Source organism: Ensifer canadensis (assembly GCF_017488845.2).
Lineage (GTDB): Bacteria > Pseudomonadota > Alphaproteobacteria > Rhizobiales > Rhizobiaceae > Ensifer > Ensifer canadensis.
Window position 1 is genome coordinate 1929753 of record NZ_CP083370.1, and the last position, 14726, is coordinate 1944478.

General features: G+C 60.7%; 18 protein-coding genes, 1 tRNA gene and 1 pseudogene. 10 read left to right on the forward strand and 10 right to left on the reverse strand.

The features are described 5' to 3' along the window. Window positions 1-83: 83 nt before the first annotated feature. Entirely contained in the window at window positions 84-257 is a 174-nt protein-coding gene (locus tag J3R84_RS09475) for a DUF1328 domain-containing protein (protein WP_025427496.1), read from the reverse strand. Window positions 258-494: 237 nt separating this feature from the next. Here J3R84_RS09475 and J3R84_RS09480 point away from each other — a divergent pair, with 237 nt between their 5' ends. Further along, window positions 495-1157 (forward strand): hypothetical protein, encoded by a 663-nt coding sequence (locus J3R84_RS09480; protein ID WP_025427497.1) that lies wholly within the window; start codon window positions 495-497, stop codon window positions 1155-1157. 445 nt (window positions 1158-1602) lie between these two features. On the opposite strand, the gene J3R84_RS09485 is transcribed toward J3R84_RS09480, so the two are convergent. The 5 genes from J3R84_RS09485 to J3R84_RS09505 form a co-directional block, all read right to left on the reverse strand. Then, entirely contained in the window at window positions 1603-1965 is a 363-nt protein-coding gene (locus J3R84_RS09485) for an SPW repeat protein (RefSeq protein WP_025427498.1), read from the reverse strand. Window positions 1966-2059: 94 nt separating this feature from the next. Next, entirely contained in the window at window positions 2060-2650 is a 591-nt protein-coding gene (locus J3R84_RS09490) for a DUF6596 domain-containing protein (protein ID WP_354006114.1), read from the reverse strand. Between the two features lie 459 nt (window positions 2651-3109). Continuing rightward, entirely contained in the window at window positions 3110-3430 is a 321-nt protein-coding gene (locus tag J3R84_RS09495; protein ID WP_025427500.1) for a hypothetical protein, read from the reverse strand. 174 nt (window positions 3431-3604) lie between these two features. Then, window positions 3605-5122 carry a DUF1254 domain-containing protein gene (locus J3R84_RS09500; protein ID WP_057206224.1) on the reverse strand — a complete coding sequence of 506 codons (1518 nt, stop codon included), beginning with the start codon at window positions 5120-5122 and terminating at the stop codon, window positions 3605-3607. An 878-nt stretch (window positions 5123-6000) separates the two neighbouring features. Further along, window positions 6001-6612, reverse strand: a complete 612-nt coding sequence (locus J3R84_RS09505; RefSeq protein ID WP_025427503.1) for a hypothetical protein — start codon at window positions 6610-6612, stop codon at window positions 6001-6003. A 348-nt stretch (window positions 6613-6960) separates the two neighbouring features. On the opposite strand from J3R84_RS09505, the gene J3R84_RS09510 reads away from it, so the two are divergent. The 4 genes and pseudogenes from J3R84_RS09510 to J3R84_RS09525 form a co-directional block, all read left to right on the forward strand. Beyond that, window positions 6961-7158 carry a hypothetical protein gene (locus tag J3R84_RS09510; protein ID WP_025427504.1) on the forward strand — a complete coding sequence of 66 codons (198 nt, stop codon included), beginning with the start codon at window positions 6961-6963 and terminating at the stop codon, window positions 7156-7158. Window positions 7159-7213: 55 nt separating this feature from the next. Beyond that, the gene (locus J3R84_RS09515) at window positions 7214-7495 is read left to right on the forward strand and encodes a hypothetical protein (RefSeq protein WP_025427505.1); all 282 of its coding nucleotides are present in this window, start codon (window positions 7214-7216) and stop codon (window positions 7493-7495) included. A 145-nt stretch (window positions 7496-7640) separates the two neighbouring features. Further along, on the forward strand, window positions 7641-7835 hold the full coding sequence (locus J3R84_RS09520) for a hypothetical protein (protein ID WP_025427506.1): 195 nt from the start codon (window positions 7641-7643) through the stop codon (window positions 7833-7835). A gap of 55 nt (window positions 7836-7890) precedes the next feature. Then, a pseudogene (locus J3R84_RS09525) lies at window positions 7891-8205 on the forward strand (site-specific integrase); the annotation flags it as partial. A gap of 87 nt (window positions 8206-8292) precedes the next feature. On the opposite strand, the gene J3R84_RS09530 reads toward J3R84_RS09525, so the two are convergent. Together J3R84_RS09530 and J3R84_RS09535 are read right to left on the reverse strand one after the other, a co-directional pair. Then, a tRNA-Lys gene (locus J3R84_RS09530) sits at window positions 8293-8368 on the reverse strand. A 444-nt stretch (window positions 8369-8812) separates the two neighbouring features. Further along, window positions 8813-9730 carry a PhzF family phenazine biosynthesis protein gene (locus tag J3R84_RS09535; protein WP_025427508.1) on the reverse strand — a complete coding sequence of 306 codons (918 nt, stop codon included), beginning with the start codon at window positions 9728-9730 and terminating at the stop codon, window positions 8813-8815. A 564-nt stretch (window positions 9731-10294) separates the two neighbouring features. On the opposite strand from J3R84_RS09535, the gene J3R84_RS09540 reads away from it, so the two are divergent. Genes J3R84_RS09540 through J3R84_RS09550 form a run of 3 tightly spaced genes read left to right on the forward strand, consistent with a single transcriptional unit; the run spans window position 10295 to window position 12217 of the window. Next, entirely contained in the window at window positions 10295-10999 is a 705-nt protein-coding gene (locus J3R84_RS09540) for a DUF930 domain-containing protein (protein ID WP_025427509.1), read from the forward strand. Window positions 11000-11047: 48 nt separating this feature from the next. Further along, window positions 11048-11668 carry a TetR/AcrR family transcriptional regulator gene (locus J3R84_RS09545; protein ID WP_038576209.1) on the forward strand — a complete coding sequence of 207 codons (621 nt, stop codon included), beginning with the start codon at window positions 11048-11050 and terminating at the stop codon, window positions 11666-11668. A 12-nt stretch (window positions 11669-11680) separates the two neighbouring features. Then, entirely contained in the window at window positions 11681-12217 is a 537-nt protein-coding gene (locus J3R84_RS09550) for a GFA family protein (RefSeq protein ID WP_025427510.1), read from the forward strand. Between the two features lie 153 nt (window positions 12218-12370). Here the strand turns inward: J3R84_RS09550 and J3R84_RS09555 are convergent, their stop codons facing one another. Next, window positions 12371-12619, reverse strand: coding sequence for a hypothetical protein (locus tag J3R84_RS09555; RefSeq protein WP_025427511.1), 249 nt, complete (start codon window positions 12617-12619; stop codon window positions 12371-12373). 173 nt (window positions 12620-12792) lie between these two features. On the opposite strand from J3R84_RS09555, the gene J3R84_RS09560 reads away from it, so the two are divergent. After that, window positions 12793-13125 carry a hypothetical protein gene (locus J3R84_RS09560; protein ID WP_025427512.1) on the forward strand — a complete coding sequence of 111 codons (333 nt, stop codon included), beginning with the start codon at window positions 12793-12795 and terminating at the stop codon, window positions 13123-13125. A gap of 92 nt (window positions 13126-13217) precedes the next feature. After that, the gene (locus tag J3R84_RS09565; protein WP_025427513.1) at window positions 13218-13748 is read left to right on the forward strand and encodes a GNAT family N-acetyltransferase; all 531 of its coding nucleotides are present in this window, start codon (window positions 13218-13220) and stop codon (window positions 13746-13748) included. 241 nt (window positions 13749-13989) lie between these two features. On the opposite strand, the gene J3R84_RS09570 is transcribed toward J3R84_RS09565, so the two are convergent. After that, window positions 13990-14724, reverse strand: a complete 735-nt coding sequence (locus J3R84_RS09570) for an NUDIX hydrolase (RefSeq protein WP_025427514.1) — start codon at window positions 14722-14724, stop codon at window positions 13990-13992. Between the last annotated feature and the right edge of the window lie 2 nt (window positions 14725-14726).

The following is a 14726-nucleotide window of genomic DNA, read 5'->3' on the forward strand; positions in this document are numbered from 1 at the left end:
GCGCGGGTCCGTATCATCTCGCTGACGGCGGCGACAGAAAATTCGATATGTCCGCCAGTGTCGGCGCCGCAGCCCTCGTCACCTCAAACGACAACGCTACCGGCCATGAACGCCAGCACCAGGAAGATCAGGAAGACGATCAAAGCAAGATAGAACAGGATCTTGGCGATGCCCGCCGTTGCCGACGAAACGCCGGAGAAGCCGAGAAAGCCGGCGATCAATGAAACGACGAAGAAGATCAGCGCCCACTTGAGCATCGCAAATACTCCTGTTTGGTTGTCGCTACGGAAAGTCGAATCCCGGCAAAAAGTTCCCGTCCGCGTGGCATTCCCGGTGATGCGCTTTACCTCGCAAAGCGTCGGAGATACGGCCCTTGCCCTTGCGTTACTCCGCAGGCTTAGTCAGCAAACGGGGTCGATACTCAGATAAGGCTAATGTCCCGGTTCCGCCCCGCATTGTAGGATATGCCCACGGTTGCGACCCTGGGGGCGGCAATGTTTCTGCAACGAACCGAAATCCGCGAGCACACGATAGAGGTGCGGGAGTTCGTTGGCGAAGGCAGCGTCGAAATCGACGAGCGCATCCTGTTCGATGACGAGGATTCCCACATCGTTCTGCTTCTGGAGATCCTGGCCGGCGACGTCACCTTCACGCTCAGGGGCCCGGATGTCGCAAACCTGGCCAGGGATTTCGCCGATCGCGTGCGGCTCTATATCATACCCCCCGCGCGGCGGGCCTACGATGCCTTTCTGGAGATCCGCGCCCGACCCGGCAGCCGGTTTCGCGCCATCATCGCTCGCATCGGCAGCGCCTTTGTCAGTGCCGCCAGCGAGTTGTCCTGCCGCGCCTGCAAGCAGGTCTGCAAGCTCCTGGCTTCCACCGTGCTCGCCTATGTCGGCGTCCCCAACCCGGAAGATCTGACGCGGGGTGAGGTGCTGCACATCACCGCCGAGCAGTCGTACGAACTCGACGAGGGGCTCGGTCATGCCGCCATCCACGGCCCGCTGGCGGAAGGCCCGATCGGAACGTTCCTTGCCCTATTTGCCGACAACGTCAGGAGTGTCGTCTGGTCCGCATTGCAGTCCGCGCAGCAAGTCTTCGAGCCGCCCGACAGGACCTATACATTCGCCTGCAGACGCCTCGGTTGCTGCCCATAAACCGCTGAACGCCGGCGCCGTGGGCGCAACGGCGCCTCGCGGTCCGGAAAGCCGCCGCCCGCGATCGCGGCCCGACAATGGAAAGCCGGCGTCGGCGCTCGCCATTGGTCTATCATTCCAGCGATTTTCCGATTTCATTGCTACCGCATGTTTCCTTAAACCCTATCCGGCTTAGGGACAAAAACATGCAGCATTCAAAGCTACAGCGACCTTTGCGCGTCCAACAGGATGCGCGGCGCTGTAGGGCCCAACCAGCATTGCAAGACGCTGCTCCGCCCCAGACCCGGAGCCCAGCCCCGGAGCCATGAGAACTTAACGAACAGTTCCAATGAACGCACGTGTCGTCAGTCCCTTGAGAACCCTTCGATCAAACCTGTCCTTCGTCCATGATGGCCCTTCGGCTTGCGCCTACCGGGGCCATCATGGATTATCAGACGATGCTCTTTCACGCATGCGCATGCGGATCGTGGCGATGCGCCCAAACCGCCCAGGCCGACACGGCGGCCACGAGCAGCCCGAGGACGGCGTGCGTCCACATCACGCTCATATTGACCGCATAGCCGAGCACCCAGGGCGACACGACCAGCCATGCCCCAAGCGCCAGATTGGCCCACTCCTCCCACTCTGCGAAGACGGAGAGAGTAGCGTAGGCCAGCACAGCAAGCGCAAGCCCAACAATCCAGGCATTCCAAGCCGGAACGGTTTCCATGCTATACCCGATCACCCAGGGAGAAAGGAAAAGGCACACTGCCAGCGCAAGATTGCACCAATCCTGCCCTCTTTTGCCTTCCATGAAATGGTACGCCATTTGATAACCTCCACGAATGAAGTTTCACCAAGGCGTCACTGCCAGCGCGCAGTTGCACGCCCTGGATTCGAGATGGTTGTTGCAAGGTGAAACTTCAAGTGGCTGTTCGCAAAGGACGTTCTGCCCGCTGCCGCAGGAAGGCCGCATCGGAAGGCGAACCGGCGAGAGCAATGGCGATCGCATAGGCTTTTGCCGCTTCGTCCGCTTGCCCCATCCGCGACAGGAGCTCCGCTCGCGCCGCATGATAGGGCTGGTAGTCCCGAAGCTCGGCCGAAAGCGCGTCGAGCGAGCGCATCGCCGGTTCCTGCCACCCCGCCTCGCACAGCGCCACCGCCCGGTTGAGCCGCACGACAGGCGTCGGCTCCAGCCGCAGCAGGCTGTCATAGAGCAGTACGATCTGCGCCCAGTCGGATGCCTCGCCCTGAACGTGGCAGGCGGCAATGGCGGCCTTGATCTGGTATGGCCCCGGCGCGCGCCGCCGCATGGCGGTATCGATCAACCCGAGCCCCTCGTCGATCTGCCCCCGGTTCCATTTCGTCCGGTCCTGCTCGCCGAGCGGCACGGTGACGCCATCGCCGTCGACGCGCGCCAGGCAGCGCGCATGCGTGATCAGCACAAGCGCAAGGCACCCCTCGATCTCTGGATCTTCAGGGCGAAGCCGGTTCAGCAGCCGGCACAGAAACAGGGCCTCCTCGGCGAGATCCCGGCCCTGCGCCGGAGGGCGTTACTCACCCTGATCCAGAGAACGAACCAGATTGGGATGAGCAGGAGGGCGTAGAGGGAAGTGGTCGTCAGCATCATGGGGATATCCCCGGTTTGAGTTGCGTACGACCCAAGAACGGAAGCCGCCGTCGGATTTCGACATGCGTCCGAAATATTTTTGGAGGATCGGCGAGAGAGGCTCGAGCGCGGCGGCCTGTTGGCATGCCGGCAAGGCCTGAAGGTGAGGATGCAGTGGATTGCGTCTGTCGAAACGGAAGCGCTGCCGACAAAAAAGACCCCATCAACCGAACACGGCTGATGGAGCCAGACAGATCACTTGATAGTGCACGGTCAACAATAGGGCGAGATGCACCACGCCCTTACCCCTGCCCTCGGCACATAGGCGCAGAGATTCGCGGCGGCCGGGACAGATTGCCTCTCGCTACTTGACGGTCACGCCCATTGCGGGCGAGCCCTCGTTCGACCAGCACGAACACGGCTCGCCGGCCGGACCTGCGCCATAGCCGCACTGCTGTCTCGGGGTCTTGCACTGTCTTGGGCTCTTCGCATCAGCCAGCGCCTTCGCCTCGGCCGCAGTTGCAGTCTTGGCCTTCTTGCCGCTCGCAGGCTTCGCCTTGGCCTTTTCGCTCAGATGGGCATTTTCGACGCCAGCCCGGGAATCCCCGGACGGACCAGTTTCGCTGCAGGACGAAACAAGCAAGAGGGTAGCAACAGCAAACGCAATTCCGGAGAAGATCTTCATGAGATATCCGGTAATCCGACAATTGCGATTTTTCAAGATGGGTGGCGCGCGGATTTACCTCCAGAGCGGCTGGCCTTGGCCAGCGCACGGCTCCGATCGGCGCTGCGAGACGAACCTTCGCCTGACGATCGAACGAGCGGATGGCGAACCATCCGCTCGTTCGACTGTTTTCCCCTATTTCACCAGTTCGATCTCACCAGGCCGCCAGGAATTGTTGAACCAAGGTTCCAGCGGACCGTACAGGCGAAGGATCATGAACCAGCCCTTGCCCGGGATTGTCTGCACCCAGTTGTTCTCCATTCCCGCCGGGGCTTTCGGTCCGAAATAGACATCCACCGAACCATCCGCATTGGCCTTGACGCCCTTGTTCTGGCTACTGACGCTTGGGGCTTGCTGGTCGGTCTGCACCATCGACCGGGTCTGGTTGTCGTAGACGATGACCGACCAGAAATCCTTGACCGGGACATTTGGCGGCAGGCGCAGCTTGTAGGTCTTGCCGCCATTAAAGGGATTGCCCTCCGAATCCTGAACCGACCACGGATATTGCGAGCCCTCGCCCACCATCTTCTCTTCCATCGCCGGTGTCACGCCGATGGCGAAGTAATAGTAGAAGACAGCACCATCCAGGTTGCTGACACCGGGCGCCGACTCGAACTTGTAGCCGCCAAAAAACGGCAGGCGCCACGTACTGTCAGGATAGAAATACGCATCCTTCGCGCGAACCTTGAAAGCGATCGTCCGGGCCGTCACGGCGCCGATGTTGGCGGCATCGGTGAGGATCTTCTTCATCCGCTCATCGGGATTGAAGGGCTTGCCCTTGACGATGCCGATCGAGGCGAACAGGCCCAAGGTGGTGGGATCGGAACCGTCCGCCGGCTCTTCCTGGATGACCTGGTTCAACAGGCTCCAGAACGAATAGTCGCCTGGCGAGACGAAATTCGCCGGAATTCCGGAGGCATTGACGAATTTCATCGGCGGCGGGTTGGCGGCCTCGTCCAGGCGATAGATCCGCAGGTGCTTCTTGACCGAGTCAACCCCGGGCTGGGTGGAACCGTCTACAACGAAGGCGCGAAAGACGAGGTAGCTGCCGAAAGTGCTCGGCCGCACCACGTGATACCCCGATGGTATGTCGCCCTTGAATCCAGGCGGCAACAGGAGGTACTTGCCGCCTTTGCCCTTATCGGCCCCGGTGATGCCGATGTCGGCCACCCACTTGTACCAGAAGTCGTCGACCATCCCCAGCACCTTGGGCGGTATCTCGGCCACCAACGGTCCCTTGCTCGTGTCGACCCAAACGTAGTTGTAGATCGTGTTATCGTTGGCCGTCAGCTCCACGGACTTCGGATCGACCAGATTTTCCCAGATCACGTCGGTCTGGTTATCAGGCCCGAACTTGCGTATCGAGTCGCGCATGCCGGCCTGATTTACGATCGGAATCGCCAGCAGATAAGCCTGCAGCGCGCGCGAACGGTCGAGGTTGTCGTAGATTTTGTCGACGGTATCGGCCGACGGGTAGCCGTAATTGAGATTCAGCGTCCCGATCGAGGACTCGATCTTATCCGGAACCGCGACGCCCGACGCAAAGGGCGTCGTCATCTTGTAGGTCTGCGCCGTATCGGCAGCAGAAGCAGTACTCAAGCCTATCAGGACTGCCGCGGCGGCGGCGCAAAGCAGTCTCGTCGTACGTATCATTGCTCTCATGGCCGAACCTTTAAAATTGCGTTGGATCTGTGAAATAGAATTCCCTCAGTGCACCACTTACGCTGCGTCGCTTCCGGGCTTAGAGCAACGTAAATTACTGTTACGAGCGTGTAACTAAACCTCGAACGCGATGCGCCCTTCGGGGCAACGAGGCTTCAGTGGCGGGCGTATCGGACGACGTGCTGCGGTCTGAGTGGCACTTCCGTCGCTGCGACGGCTGTGGCTGCCAGCAGGAGATTCCGTCTGGTCGTCATGGTCTGCCCCTCGCTAATGCAGTAGGACGTGTGTGTTGCACGCCGTCGCAAGACGGCTTTGCTTGCGCGACATTCATATTTCTACGGTACTGAGCAGCAAACAGAGTTCGAAACCACTCATTTTACGCCAGGGCTCTGTTATTTCTGGAGTTTTTTGCACGATGTCTACTTAAGGGAACCGGCGGAGCTGTCCTCAATGGTCAACATGAGACGCGAAACGGTCGACCAAAGCCAGCCGATCGATTCTTACAGAGCAGGACTTTTGGAAATAAATCAGCAGCTTAAGGAAGTTTTGGTGGGTGATCACGGGCTCTAACCGTGGACCCGCTGATTAAGAGTAATTGACTTTAGGCTGAAAACGCCACCGCCCAAGTAAAGCTGTTTCCAATGTGCTTAGGACAAAGCACGAGAAACGCCGGAACATATCGCGAATTGGCAACCGATTCTGATCGCTATTTAGATTATTTTCTGTAATTCCACAAACGACCGACACACATTGCCAATGCCGTTCGGCGTTTGGTGAACTAAGGAATTCGATCGGCTGCAGTGCGATGGCGCAACCGATAGAGAACATAAATCGTGGCATTCGGAAGATTTGGAGACGAAGAAGGTCCTTCAGAAATTGAACCGCACGCCAAGGACATTTGCATTGGAGCCTCCGTGCATGTCGCCGAGCGTCCCCCAGGCTCCGGACCGGTGGTGAACCCGCCAGAAGAAATCAACGTCGGGCATGGTTTCGAAGGAAAGGTTCAACTCGGGGCCGAGATAGAACAGGGTTCTGGCATTCCCGTTGCGTTCCAGCTCGTTCTGGCGCTCCCGTCCCTCCTGGGCATGCGTGACATAGCTGATGCCAAACGTAAGGGCTGGCGAGATACGGACAGCATCGCCAATCTCGAAACCGTCGTAGCGACCGACGACGCCGCCCCAGAATTCCGCATTCGGATGCCCGCCGAATCTTCCGGCGAGCCCCGCTTCCAGTCCAAACCTGAAGGAGCCCATCCTTACCGGGAAGTACTGGTAGCCGAGGCCGACGATCGGGAGGTCGGCGTATTTGACGCCGAAAGGATTGGCTGACTGGAACATGTCCGCGTCGACCATCGTGCCGCCGAAGGCGAATACCGACTGATCGACGTCGCGGTTCTGTGCCTGCGCGTCGGTTGTTCCCAAGAACGGCATCGTGGCAGCGCCGAGCAGCAGAGCAAGCGGGATGGCAGTTGAAGCCTTCATATCGGACTATTCCTGCACTTCATGTTTTCTCCGGCGCGCGCGTGCATCCACTTTGCGGAAGTCCGCCTAAGATTTCTTGAATAGGCAGGTTCAAAAGGTCGACGTCAAGTTTTGCGGTACAGACCTCCGGGAATGACGCCTGACGTTGATCGCGCTAGTGGCAGCCTTGCGTGTGAGCCGTGCGACGCTACCCTCGGCATCACAGCGCCTGGGGCCGGAGGGGAAACCCTCCGGCCAATTCTTCGATCCGTGCTCTTGTCGAGTCGACTACCCCGAAAAATCACTATCACTAGTGAGAGTAGCCAACCGCAACCGATGCGCCTTAGCCTCCGATCAAAGGAGACCATCATGGAAGCAACCCCCTTCATCACCGAGCTTGACGACGACGATTTGCGTGAGTTTTGCCTAGTGGGCATCTTCCACCTTGCTCATGCAAATTGGGTCAACGGGGTCGACGACGACGTGTCGTGCGACGTGCTCGAAGAGGCCTACCAGCGCGGTTGGACCGACATGCACATCGTGTTCGAGAAGGCATCAGTGAATTAGCTAGGCCTTGAGAACGGCAACCCGCGCCCTACCATCTTCTGCGGGAGGACACGCCATGCCGAAAATCGCCGCGCCGAAGCATCCCAAATGCCATCCAGATCGCGACCTCCATTGCCAGGAGGCGATAGAAGCCGAATTTCAGTCGATTGCCGATCGGGCCTTCCAGGCCGGACGGTCACGCGAGGAAGTGGCGACGGCGCTGATGGAACTTGCCGACAACAATTTCCTCGCGATGAATTCGAATGCCGAGATGTTCGAGATTGGCGCCGGTGTCGTGTTGCTCGCACGCAAGCGGCACTCGCCTCTCCTGCAGGAGGACACGCCACGTGGACATTAGCTGGCTGCAAGTGCTCACCCTGCTTATACCAACTTTGCACATGGCGACCATAGCTGCTGCGGTATGGTCACAGAGCGATCCGGCGCAAGACGACCCTGATGCGCGTGTGATAGAGACTATTTGTTTCTGAGACGAGGAACTTCCGATGACCGAGAAGACCTTCTTGACGATTGCGGCCGCAATATTCGGGATCGTTGCAATGGTGCACTTGGTTCGCATTCTCATAGGTTTTTCGGTTGTCATCGACGGCTGGACAGTTCCTATGTGGGTAAGTTGGGTCGGCCTCATCGTCAGCGGTGGCTTGAGCTACTACGGCGCCAAGCTCGCCAAGTTGATCTAATCTGGTGGGCTTTCCGTGGCCGTTTCGATCTCCAGCCACATGTAGTGGGCCGCCCCAGGCCCCCTCCTATAAGTCGGCCGACGGTTTCCGGACCGAATGGCAGAAGCTGATGAAGAAGCACGAGTTCACACGGTTCCGCGACGAGCGGATTGACTTTCACGGATTGCGCAAAAACGCGGTCATCAATCTGCTGGAAGTTGGGTGCACCGAGAACCAGGTCGGGGCGATCTGCAACATGTCGGCGCAGATGGTTCAGCACTACGGCCGAGAGGTCGCGCTGCGGTCATTGGCGAAGGACGCAATGAAGCTGATGGAGGCTCGTTGGAGCGAGATTGAACCGGCTGCTTTCCGGAACAAGAACGCAATGTAAATTGGAATCCGTTTCCAAATTCTTGGAAACCGGCAACTTCTTACAGAGCAGGAATTTTGGAAATAAATCAGCGGCTTAAGGAAGTTTTGGTGGGTGATCACGGGCTCGAACCGTGGACCCGCTGATTAAGAGTCAGCTGCTCTACCAACTGAGCTAATCACCCATCCGGACCGCTTCGGTGTTTGTCGCTGCGGTCTGGAGGGGCGTATAAAGGCGTTCTTTCGGCTTGTCTAGCGTCCTTTGTAAAATTCTTGGGAAAAAATTTCAGACGGGCGGAAAACAGGCTTTTTCCACAGGATCTGCCGCCCTTCTCGCCAACTGCGTTGGATGCACCCACCATAAGCCTCTGAAACAACACGCCGTCTTTTCCCCTGCCCGACCTTGAACGCCGCGTCTGTGGCGAATGCATGCCTCCCAAAGCATATCGCGGCCTCGGGACGACGACATGCATCAGGCTAAATACATCGAGGACAAGAACCCAAGCGCATGTCGCGCAAAAGCGTGCAGCCGGTTTGCGGGTAGCGACACGCCTAAAGTCCGACTGGCCAACCCCAGGGATCGCGGCACGCTACAAGCGCCCTGACATCCGCCCCTGCGCCATGCTCCCTTAAAGCAGCAGCTCGCCGGCGGCGATCTTCACTGCATGGCCGCCGATGCGCGCCGTGTTGATCTGGCCGCCCGCCACATCGAGATGCAGGTGGATGAAGGACGGCCGCCCCATCTCCACCCCTTGCTCGATCAGAAAGGGGTGGTGGCCATCGACCAGCTGGTCGAAGTGGTGGATGGCACCGGAAAGTGCTGCCGCCGCCGCACCCGTTGCCGGGTCCTCGGCAAGGCCCATCTCGGGCCTGAACATGCGGGTGTGGAACCGCGCCGTGTGGTTGATGCCGCCGCGACAATAGAGATAGGCAGACGCTAGGCGTCCTTCGGCAAGCGGCGCCAGATGCTCCCAGCGCTGCGGGTCGAATTCGACGGTAGCGGCCGCGGATACATCGTGCAGCGGCACCATGACGAAGGGAACGCCGGCGCTCCAGAAGGACGGCGCATGGTTCTCGAAGCCGATCTGCGAGGTCTTCAGGCTCAGCGCGTCGGCAAGCGCCTGCTTGTCGAAGCGGGCGTCGAGCCGGGTCGATCTGCGCGGCAGGTCGAATTCGGCAAAGCTCGCCTCGCCCGGCTTGATGCGCACGGCGCAGCGCACCGGCCCCACCTTCTCCTCCAGTACCTGCACGAGATCGGCGCTCTCCTCAGCCATGCCGTGGGCTCTTTCGGCGATCGCCACCGCAGCACCTACGGTCGGATGCCCGGCAAAGGGAAGCTCGCGCCCCGGCGTGAAGATGCGCAGCCGCGCCGTATGCGCCGCCCCGCCCGGCCGGCGGATGAACACCGTCTCCGAAAGGTTGAACTCCTGCGCGATCGTCTGCATCGCCTGATCGTCGAGTGCATCCGCCCCGAAGACGACGGCCAGCGGATTGCCCTCCAGCCGGTTCTGCGTGAAGACATCGTAGATCGCGTAGCTGAGCGGCATTTATTCCCCCTTGCGAATATAGTCCGGCCACGAACTTGCAATGTCATCGCCCGGGCGGCAAGCGCAAAAACGCCATCGTGCACCACACCCATCGTTATCCGATCCCCCTCGCCACTGGGCCGAAAACAAGGCCGCCGTTGACCGCATGGGACACCCGTCAGCGGCACGACTGCGCAAGAACGCCCCTGCCGGTGCCGGAAAAGTGATCGCCGCGGCCGCCAATGCGCGACCGTGCCGCGGATTTGGTGCTGATCTCATGCATGGCGCCCGAAAATGTCCCGCGCTTCCGCGTCACGACGTGCATAGGGCGAGAAGCCAAAGCACTTCCAGGAAAAGTGCGAAGCGGATTTCCGTCAGGAAAAGCTAAGAACAAAGAGGTAGAGCGCTTCTGCGACCCCGTCGAAACGGGCAACACTTCAAAACACAACGCAGCAAACCGATCTTGAACGACGTGATCTACAGCGCCGCGCATCTATTAGACGCGCAAAGGTCGCTGTAGCACTTTGAATGGCTGCATGTTTTTATCCTTAAATCGAATAGGATTTAAGGAGCGGGCAGTAGCGCATGCAGCAAACGATGCGACGGGCGGATGACACGACGATCTGGTGGGCCTTGGCGCTTGCGCTGGTGCTGCATGCCTTCGCCTTCGCCGCATTCTCGCGCCTGCCGCCGAAGCTGATGCCCCCGCCGGGCGCCGTAGACAGCATCGAGGTCGAAATCCTGGCCGGCGTGCCGGAAAAGCCGAAACCTGCCGTGCCCGCGTCGGAAGCGAGCCTGCCGGTGCCAGAACCGCAGCGCGAAAATCTGAAGACGCCGGCCAAGACGACCGACGAGCGCCCCCGCGGCAACCAGCCCGCGCCGCAGGCCCCAGGCATGGTGCACGCCCAAAACCTCTATTCCGCCGGCATCCTCGCCTCGCCGCGTAGCCGCCAGGCGCGTAAGGGTCTGGCGCAGCTGGCGCCCGAAGAGCGCGTGGTGCAGCTCTGCAATCTCGAAGCGATGGAACAGGTCCACCGCTGGAAGGCCGACCTCGATCCGGATTACCTCGTCGCCTATGCCCTGTCGGGCGTGAAGTTCTCCGGGGAAACGCTGAAGACCAATGGCGGAGCGTTTCGCAGCAAACGGCAATGGTGGCGCATCGCCTATTCCTGCTCGGTCACGCCGGATCGAACGACAGTGGTCGGCTTCGACTTCAAGGTCGGCGATGCCATCCCGCGCGAGCAATGGCAGGACCTTGGGCTTCCCATCGCCGACACTGCCGCCGACTGATGGTCGCGAACCATCTGACACATACCGACCGTATGGTATGTTGGTTAAATGCCCAGACCAACAAAGCAATCACCCGAACGCGGCAACGCACGGATCCGGCTTCTCGATGCGGCGCGCGATGTCATTCGCGCAAAAGGCTTTGCGGCCACCAGCGTCGACGACCTCTGCCGTGCGGCTGACGTCACCAAGGGCGCGTTCTTCCACCATTTCGCCAGCAAGGACGCGCTCGGCGTCGCTGCGGCCGATTACTGGGCGGAAACGACGACCGACTTTTTCGCCGCCGCCCCCTATCACGGACCGCCCGATCCGCTGGCGCGCGTTCTCGCCTACGTCGCCTTCCGCAAGGCGATCATCCTCGGTGAAATCACCGAGTTCACCTGTCTGGTCGGCACGCTGGCGCAGGAGGTCTATGCCAGCGCGCCCGACATTCGCGAGGCTTGCGCCCGCAGCATCTTCGGTCATACCGCCACGCTCGAAGCCGACATCGAGGCCGCACGCAGCGACCGCGGCATTGTCGACGCCTGGACGGCCGAAAGCCTGGCCCGGCACACGCAGGCCGTCATCCAGGGCGGCTTCGTGCTCGCCAAGGCCGGCAACGACCCCGAGCTTGCGCGCGAAAGCCTCGACCATCTCGACCGGTACATCCGGCACCTGTTTCACGTCACTTGAGGAGGATGCGACATGAGCGATACCACCCATATCGGATGCGCCTGCGGACAGACACGGCTGAAAGTGCAGGGAGCGCCGATCCTTGTTTCCGAATGCCTTTGCGACAGCTGCAGGGCGGCCGCCGCCCGCCTTGGCGCCCTGCCCGGCGCCCGCAACATCCTGACTTCCTATGAGGCCACCCCCAGCGCCGAATACCGCAAGGACCGGATCACGATTGTCTCCGGCGAGGAGAACCTCAGCGAATTCCGGCTGTCAGAGGGTGCGGGCTCACGCCGCGTCGTCGCCACCTGCTGCAACACGCCGATGTTTTTGGAAATGAAGGGCGCGCACTGGCTCAGCCTCTATCTGCACCTCTGGCCGGCCGAGACGCGGCCGAAGGCCGAGCTGCGCACCATGGTCGGCGACCTGCCCGACGCTTCCTGGCTGCCCAAGGACATCCCCAACCTGAAGACCCACACCGTATCCTTCTACGCCAAGCTTCTCTGGGCCTGGATCGCCATGGGCTTCCGCAACCCGAAGATCGCAATAGCGCGCAAGATCGAGGCCTGACGCCGGCGTGCGGATGGGTCGGCACATGTCGGCCTTCCGTCTCGCGCCCCTGCCAGCGGCGCTGCACCAGCAACGCGACATCATGCCCACCAGCCCGGACCCCGCATCTGGCGAGCGCTGCTGACTGCATATCTGCGCACCCAACCACAGCAATCAACCGCGCGATGCGAGCATCGTCATGAAAATGGGCGTCCCGACCACGACGCCGGCGAAGACAAACAACGGTCCGTAAATCAGCGCGCTCAGCGGGATGATGGAGACACACGCCCGCAAACCGTCATTCAGGCAGTTGTGCGTCCCGCCCTCGAAAATGCCGTAGACGGGTAGAAACAACCCCGCGATGATCAGGCTGGAAGCAAACGCCAATGCGGCGGATAGGATGAGGCAAGCGAGTGTCTTCATGCTTTACGGCTATAGGATTTTGGTGATCCGAGCCAACGCCCGACCATTGGGCACCATCGGGGTCGGATACGCATTGAATGCGGCTACGCGGAAGAGTTGCCTTTACCTTGCCGAAACTGCTCTTGCGATAATCTCGGATGAAATCCTGTCACGACGCCCATCAACATCGACAAATGCCCAGCACAACAAAGCGGCTACTCAACAAGCTCAGGGAGATGGAGGCGCGGCGCGGCGTCGAACGCCCACCGTCTCGGGGGCTTTTGTCGCCGTTCGCCAGGGGATTGGCGGAATTCCTGCAGGACTATCGCCGCATCACCTCGTTTTATGCCGGGTCGTTTTCCATCGTCATCTATTGTGCATTCGCCAGCTACGTGGGTGCCATCGTCGCACTGCTGTTCCAGTGGCCCGCGATCTATCCGGCCGCAGCCGCCTGCCTAGCCACGATCATTCTTCGGCATTGGGTCCGAAACGCCAAAAAGAGGCACGATCGACATTATCGACCGTGACGCCGTGTCCTCCCTGACGACCGATGTGCAGGCGCCGCCGCACCGCCACAATGCGGATTGTACCGATAGCTTTGCCATGTAATGTGCCGGCCATGGATAAGACCACGACATTCCCGATCTCGCTCTCCGGTTTTGAGATCGAAGGGCTGATTGAAGCGGATGCACCGCGACTGATGCCGCTTTACCAGAACTGTCAGGACTATGTGGTTTTGGAGCGCGGCCATCCACCGGATGCAACCGTGGCGATCGAAGAATTTCAAAGCTTTCCGCCGGGCAGAACCGAGGCCGACAAGTTCGTCTTCGGATTGAAATCGGGCGCCGGGAACCTCATCGGCATGCTCGCCTGCGACCGCAATTATCCGCAGGAGAAGTCCTGGTGGATCGCCTTGCTGATGATCGATCCGGCCTTTCGCCGGCACGGCGCGGCGAAAACACTCTGCGACGACTTCTTCAGCTGGCTGAAGACACAAGGCGCGGACCGCGTGGAGCTCGCCGTCTTCGCAGAGAATGAACAGGGCCTTCGCTTCTGGGAAGGCCAGGGCTTCGAGATGGTGCGCACCGCAGGGCCGGTCCCCATCGGGACAAAGCAGCACAGAATGGAAGTCTTGGGTCGATCGCTGTGAGCGTCTCAATTCCGCACGGTTGACGGTTGCGCCGATCGTTCGCCGAAAAGCCAACGCCGACCGTTTGAATCAGCCCCTGCCATTTTCCGGCATACGCCAAGCAGCCGCGCGCCGCCCATGGATAGGGCCGCCGTTCGCCGCCTGCCGACGAACAGGGCCGCTCCGCGCACCGGTTGACCACATCTCAAAGACGACGCGCTCCGCCGCCGCACAGCGCAATGGCCATGCCCCCGAGACATCGTCACCGCTTTCCGTCAAACAGCCAGGTGAGGATCGGCAAAATGAACGGCGGATAGTTGTGCGCACCCGGATCCGGCCCCCAGATGGCGATCGCCTCGTCGATCTCCGGCTCGGGATCGCCGGCGATATGGGCGGCCACCCTTGCAACCAGCGCTTCCGCCGTTTCCGCCACCCGGTAGAGCCGGAACACCGTCACCGCCCGCCCCATGTGCAGCACGTGATAGCCGGGTTCGGCAGTCGCGGCATCGAGGTCGATGCCGGTTTCCTCCAGCGCCTCGCGGCGGATATTGCCTGGAATGTCGCAGCGGCCGTCGACCACGTCATCAGGCTCCAGCGAGCCCGAGGGGCTGTAGACCCGGGCCGGATTGGCCGTGTGCGATCCCATGCGCACCAGGATCAGGGCACCATCGGACGACACGATCACCGGCATGGCGAACAGGTGGAAGGCGGCGTCCGCGCGGGTCTTGCGCCACCACAGAAAGGTCGAATAGGGCACCACATGCCCCTCGCCGACCACGCGGCCGTCCTCGATCCGGAGCGCCCGCTGCAGCACCATCTGCCCGTCGAAGAGATGCGGGTTAGCGGCGATCTCCGCCCGCCAGTTTTCCTGCGCGGTATCCACCTGATCGAGATGGAAGGGATGCGGGCCCTCCTTCACCCGGATATCGACGCCTGAGATCGGCAGGATCTCGCCTTCTTCGGGCCAGTGGGCAAGGTTGCTTTCGAGAGTATCCATCG

What these genes read in the sequence shown, in the direction of transcription:
- J3R84_RS09475 (WP_025427496.1), bottom strand. Translation starts at nt 257, where the DNA reads ATGCTCAAGTGGGCGCTGATCTTCTTCGTCGTTTCATTGATCGCCGGC.
- J3R84_RS09480 (WP_025427497.1), top strand. Translation starts at nt 495, where the DNA reads ATGTTTCTGCAACGAACCGAAATCCGCGAGCACACGATAGAGGTGCGG.
- J3R84_RS09485 (WP_025427498.1), bottom strand. Translation starts at nt 1,965, where the DNA reads ATGGCGTACCATTTCATGGAAGGCAAAAGAGGGCAGGATTGGTGCAAT.
- J3R84_RS09495 (WP_025427500.1), bottom strand. Translation starts at nt 3,430, where the DNA reads ATGAAGATCTTCTCCGGAATTGCGTTTGCTGTTGCTACCCTCTTGCTT.
- J3R84_RS09500 (WP_057206224.1), bottom strand. Translation starts at nt 5,122, where the DNA reads ATGATACGTACGACGAGACTGCTTTGCGCCGCCGCCGCGGCAGTCCTG.
- J3R84_RS09505 (WP_025427503.1), bottom strand. Translation starts at nt 6,612, where the DNA reads ATGAAGGCTTCAACTGCCATCCCGCTTGCTCTGCTGCTCGGCGCTGCC.
- J3R84_RS09510 (WP_025427504.1), top strand. Translation starts at nt 6,961, where the DNA reads ATGGAAGCAACCCCCTTCATCACCGAGCTTGACGACGACGATTTGCGT.
- J3R84_RS09515 (WP_025427505.1), top strand. Translation starts at nt 7,214, where the DNA reads ATGCCGAAAATCGCCGCGCCGAAGCATCCCAAATGCCATCCAGATCGC.
- J3R84_RS09520 (WP_025427506.1), top strand. Translation starts at nt 7,641, where the DNA reads ATGACCGAGAAGACCTTCTTGACGATTGCGGCCGCAATATTCGGGATC.
- J3R84_RS09535 (WP_025427508.1), bottom strand. Translation starts at nt 9,730, where the DNA reads ATGCCGCTCAGCTACGCGATCTACGATGTCTTCACGCAGAACCGGCTG.
- J3R84_RS09540 (WP_025427509.1), top strand. Translation starts at nt 10,295, where the DNA reads ATGCAGCAAACGATGCGACGGGCGGATGACACGACGATCTGGTGGGCC.
- J3R84_RS09545 (WP_038576209.1), top strand. Translation starts at nt 11,048, where the DNA reads ATGCCCAGACCAACAAAGCAATCACCCGAACGCGGCAACGCACGGATC.
- J3R84_RS09550 (WP_025427510.1), top strand. Translation starts at nt 11,681, where the DNA reads ATGAGCGATACCACCCATATCGGATGCGCCTGCGGACAGACACGGCTG.
- J3R84_RS09555 (WP_025427511.1), bottom strand. Translation starts at nt 12,619, where the DNA reads ATGAAGACACTCGCTTGCCTCATCCTATCCGCCGCATTGGCGTTTGCT.
- J3R84_RS09560 (WP_025427512.1), top strand. Translation starts at nt 12,793, where the DNA reads ATGCCCAGCACAACAAAGCGGCTACTCAACAAGCTCAGGGAGATGGAG.
- J3R84_RS09565 (WP_025427513.1), top strand. Translation starts at nt 13,218, where the DNA reads ATGGATAAGACCACGACATTCCCGATCTCGCTCTCCGGTTTTGAGATC.
- J3R84_RS09570 (WP_025427514.1), bottom strand. Translation starts at nt 14,724, where the DNA reads ATGGATACTCTCGAAAGCAACCTTGCCCACTGGCCCGAAGAAGGCGAG.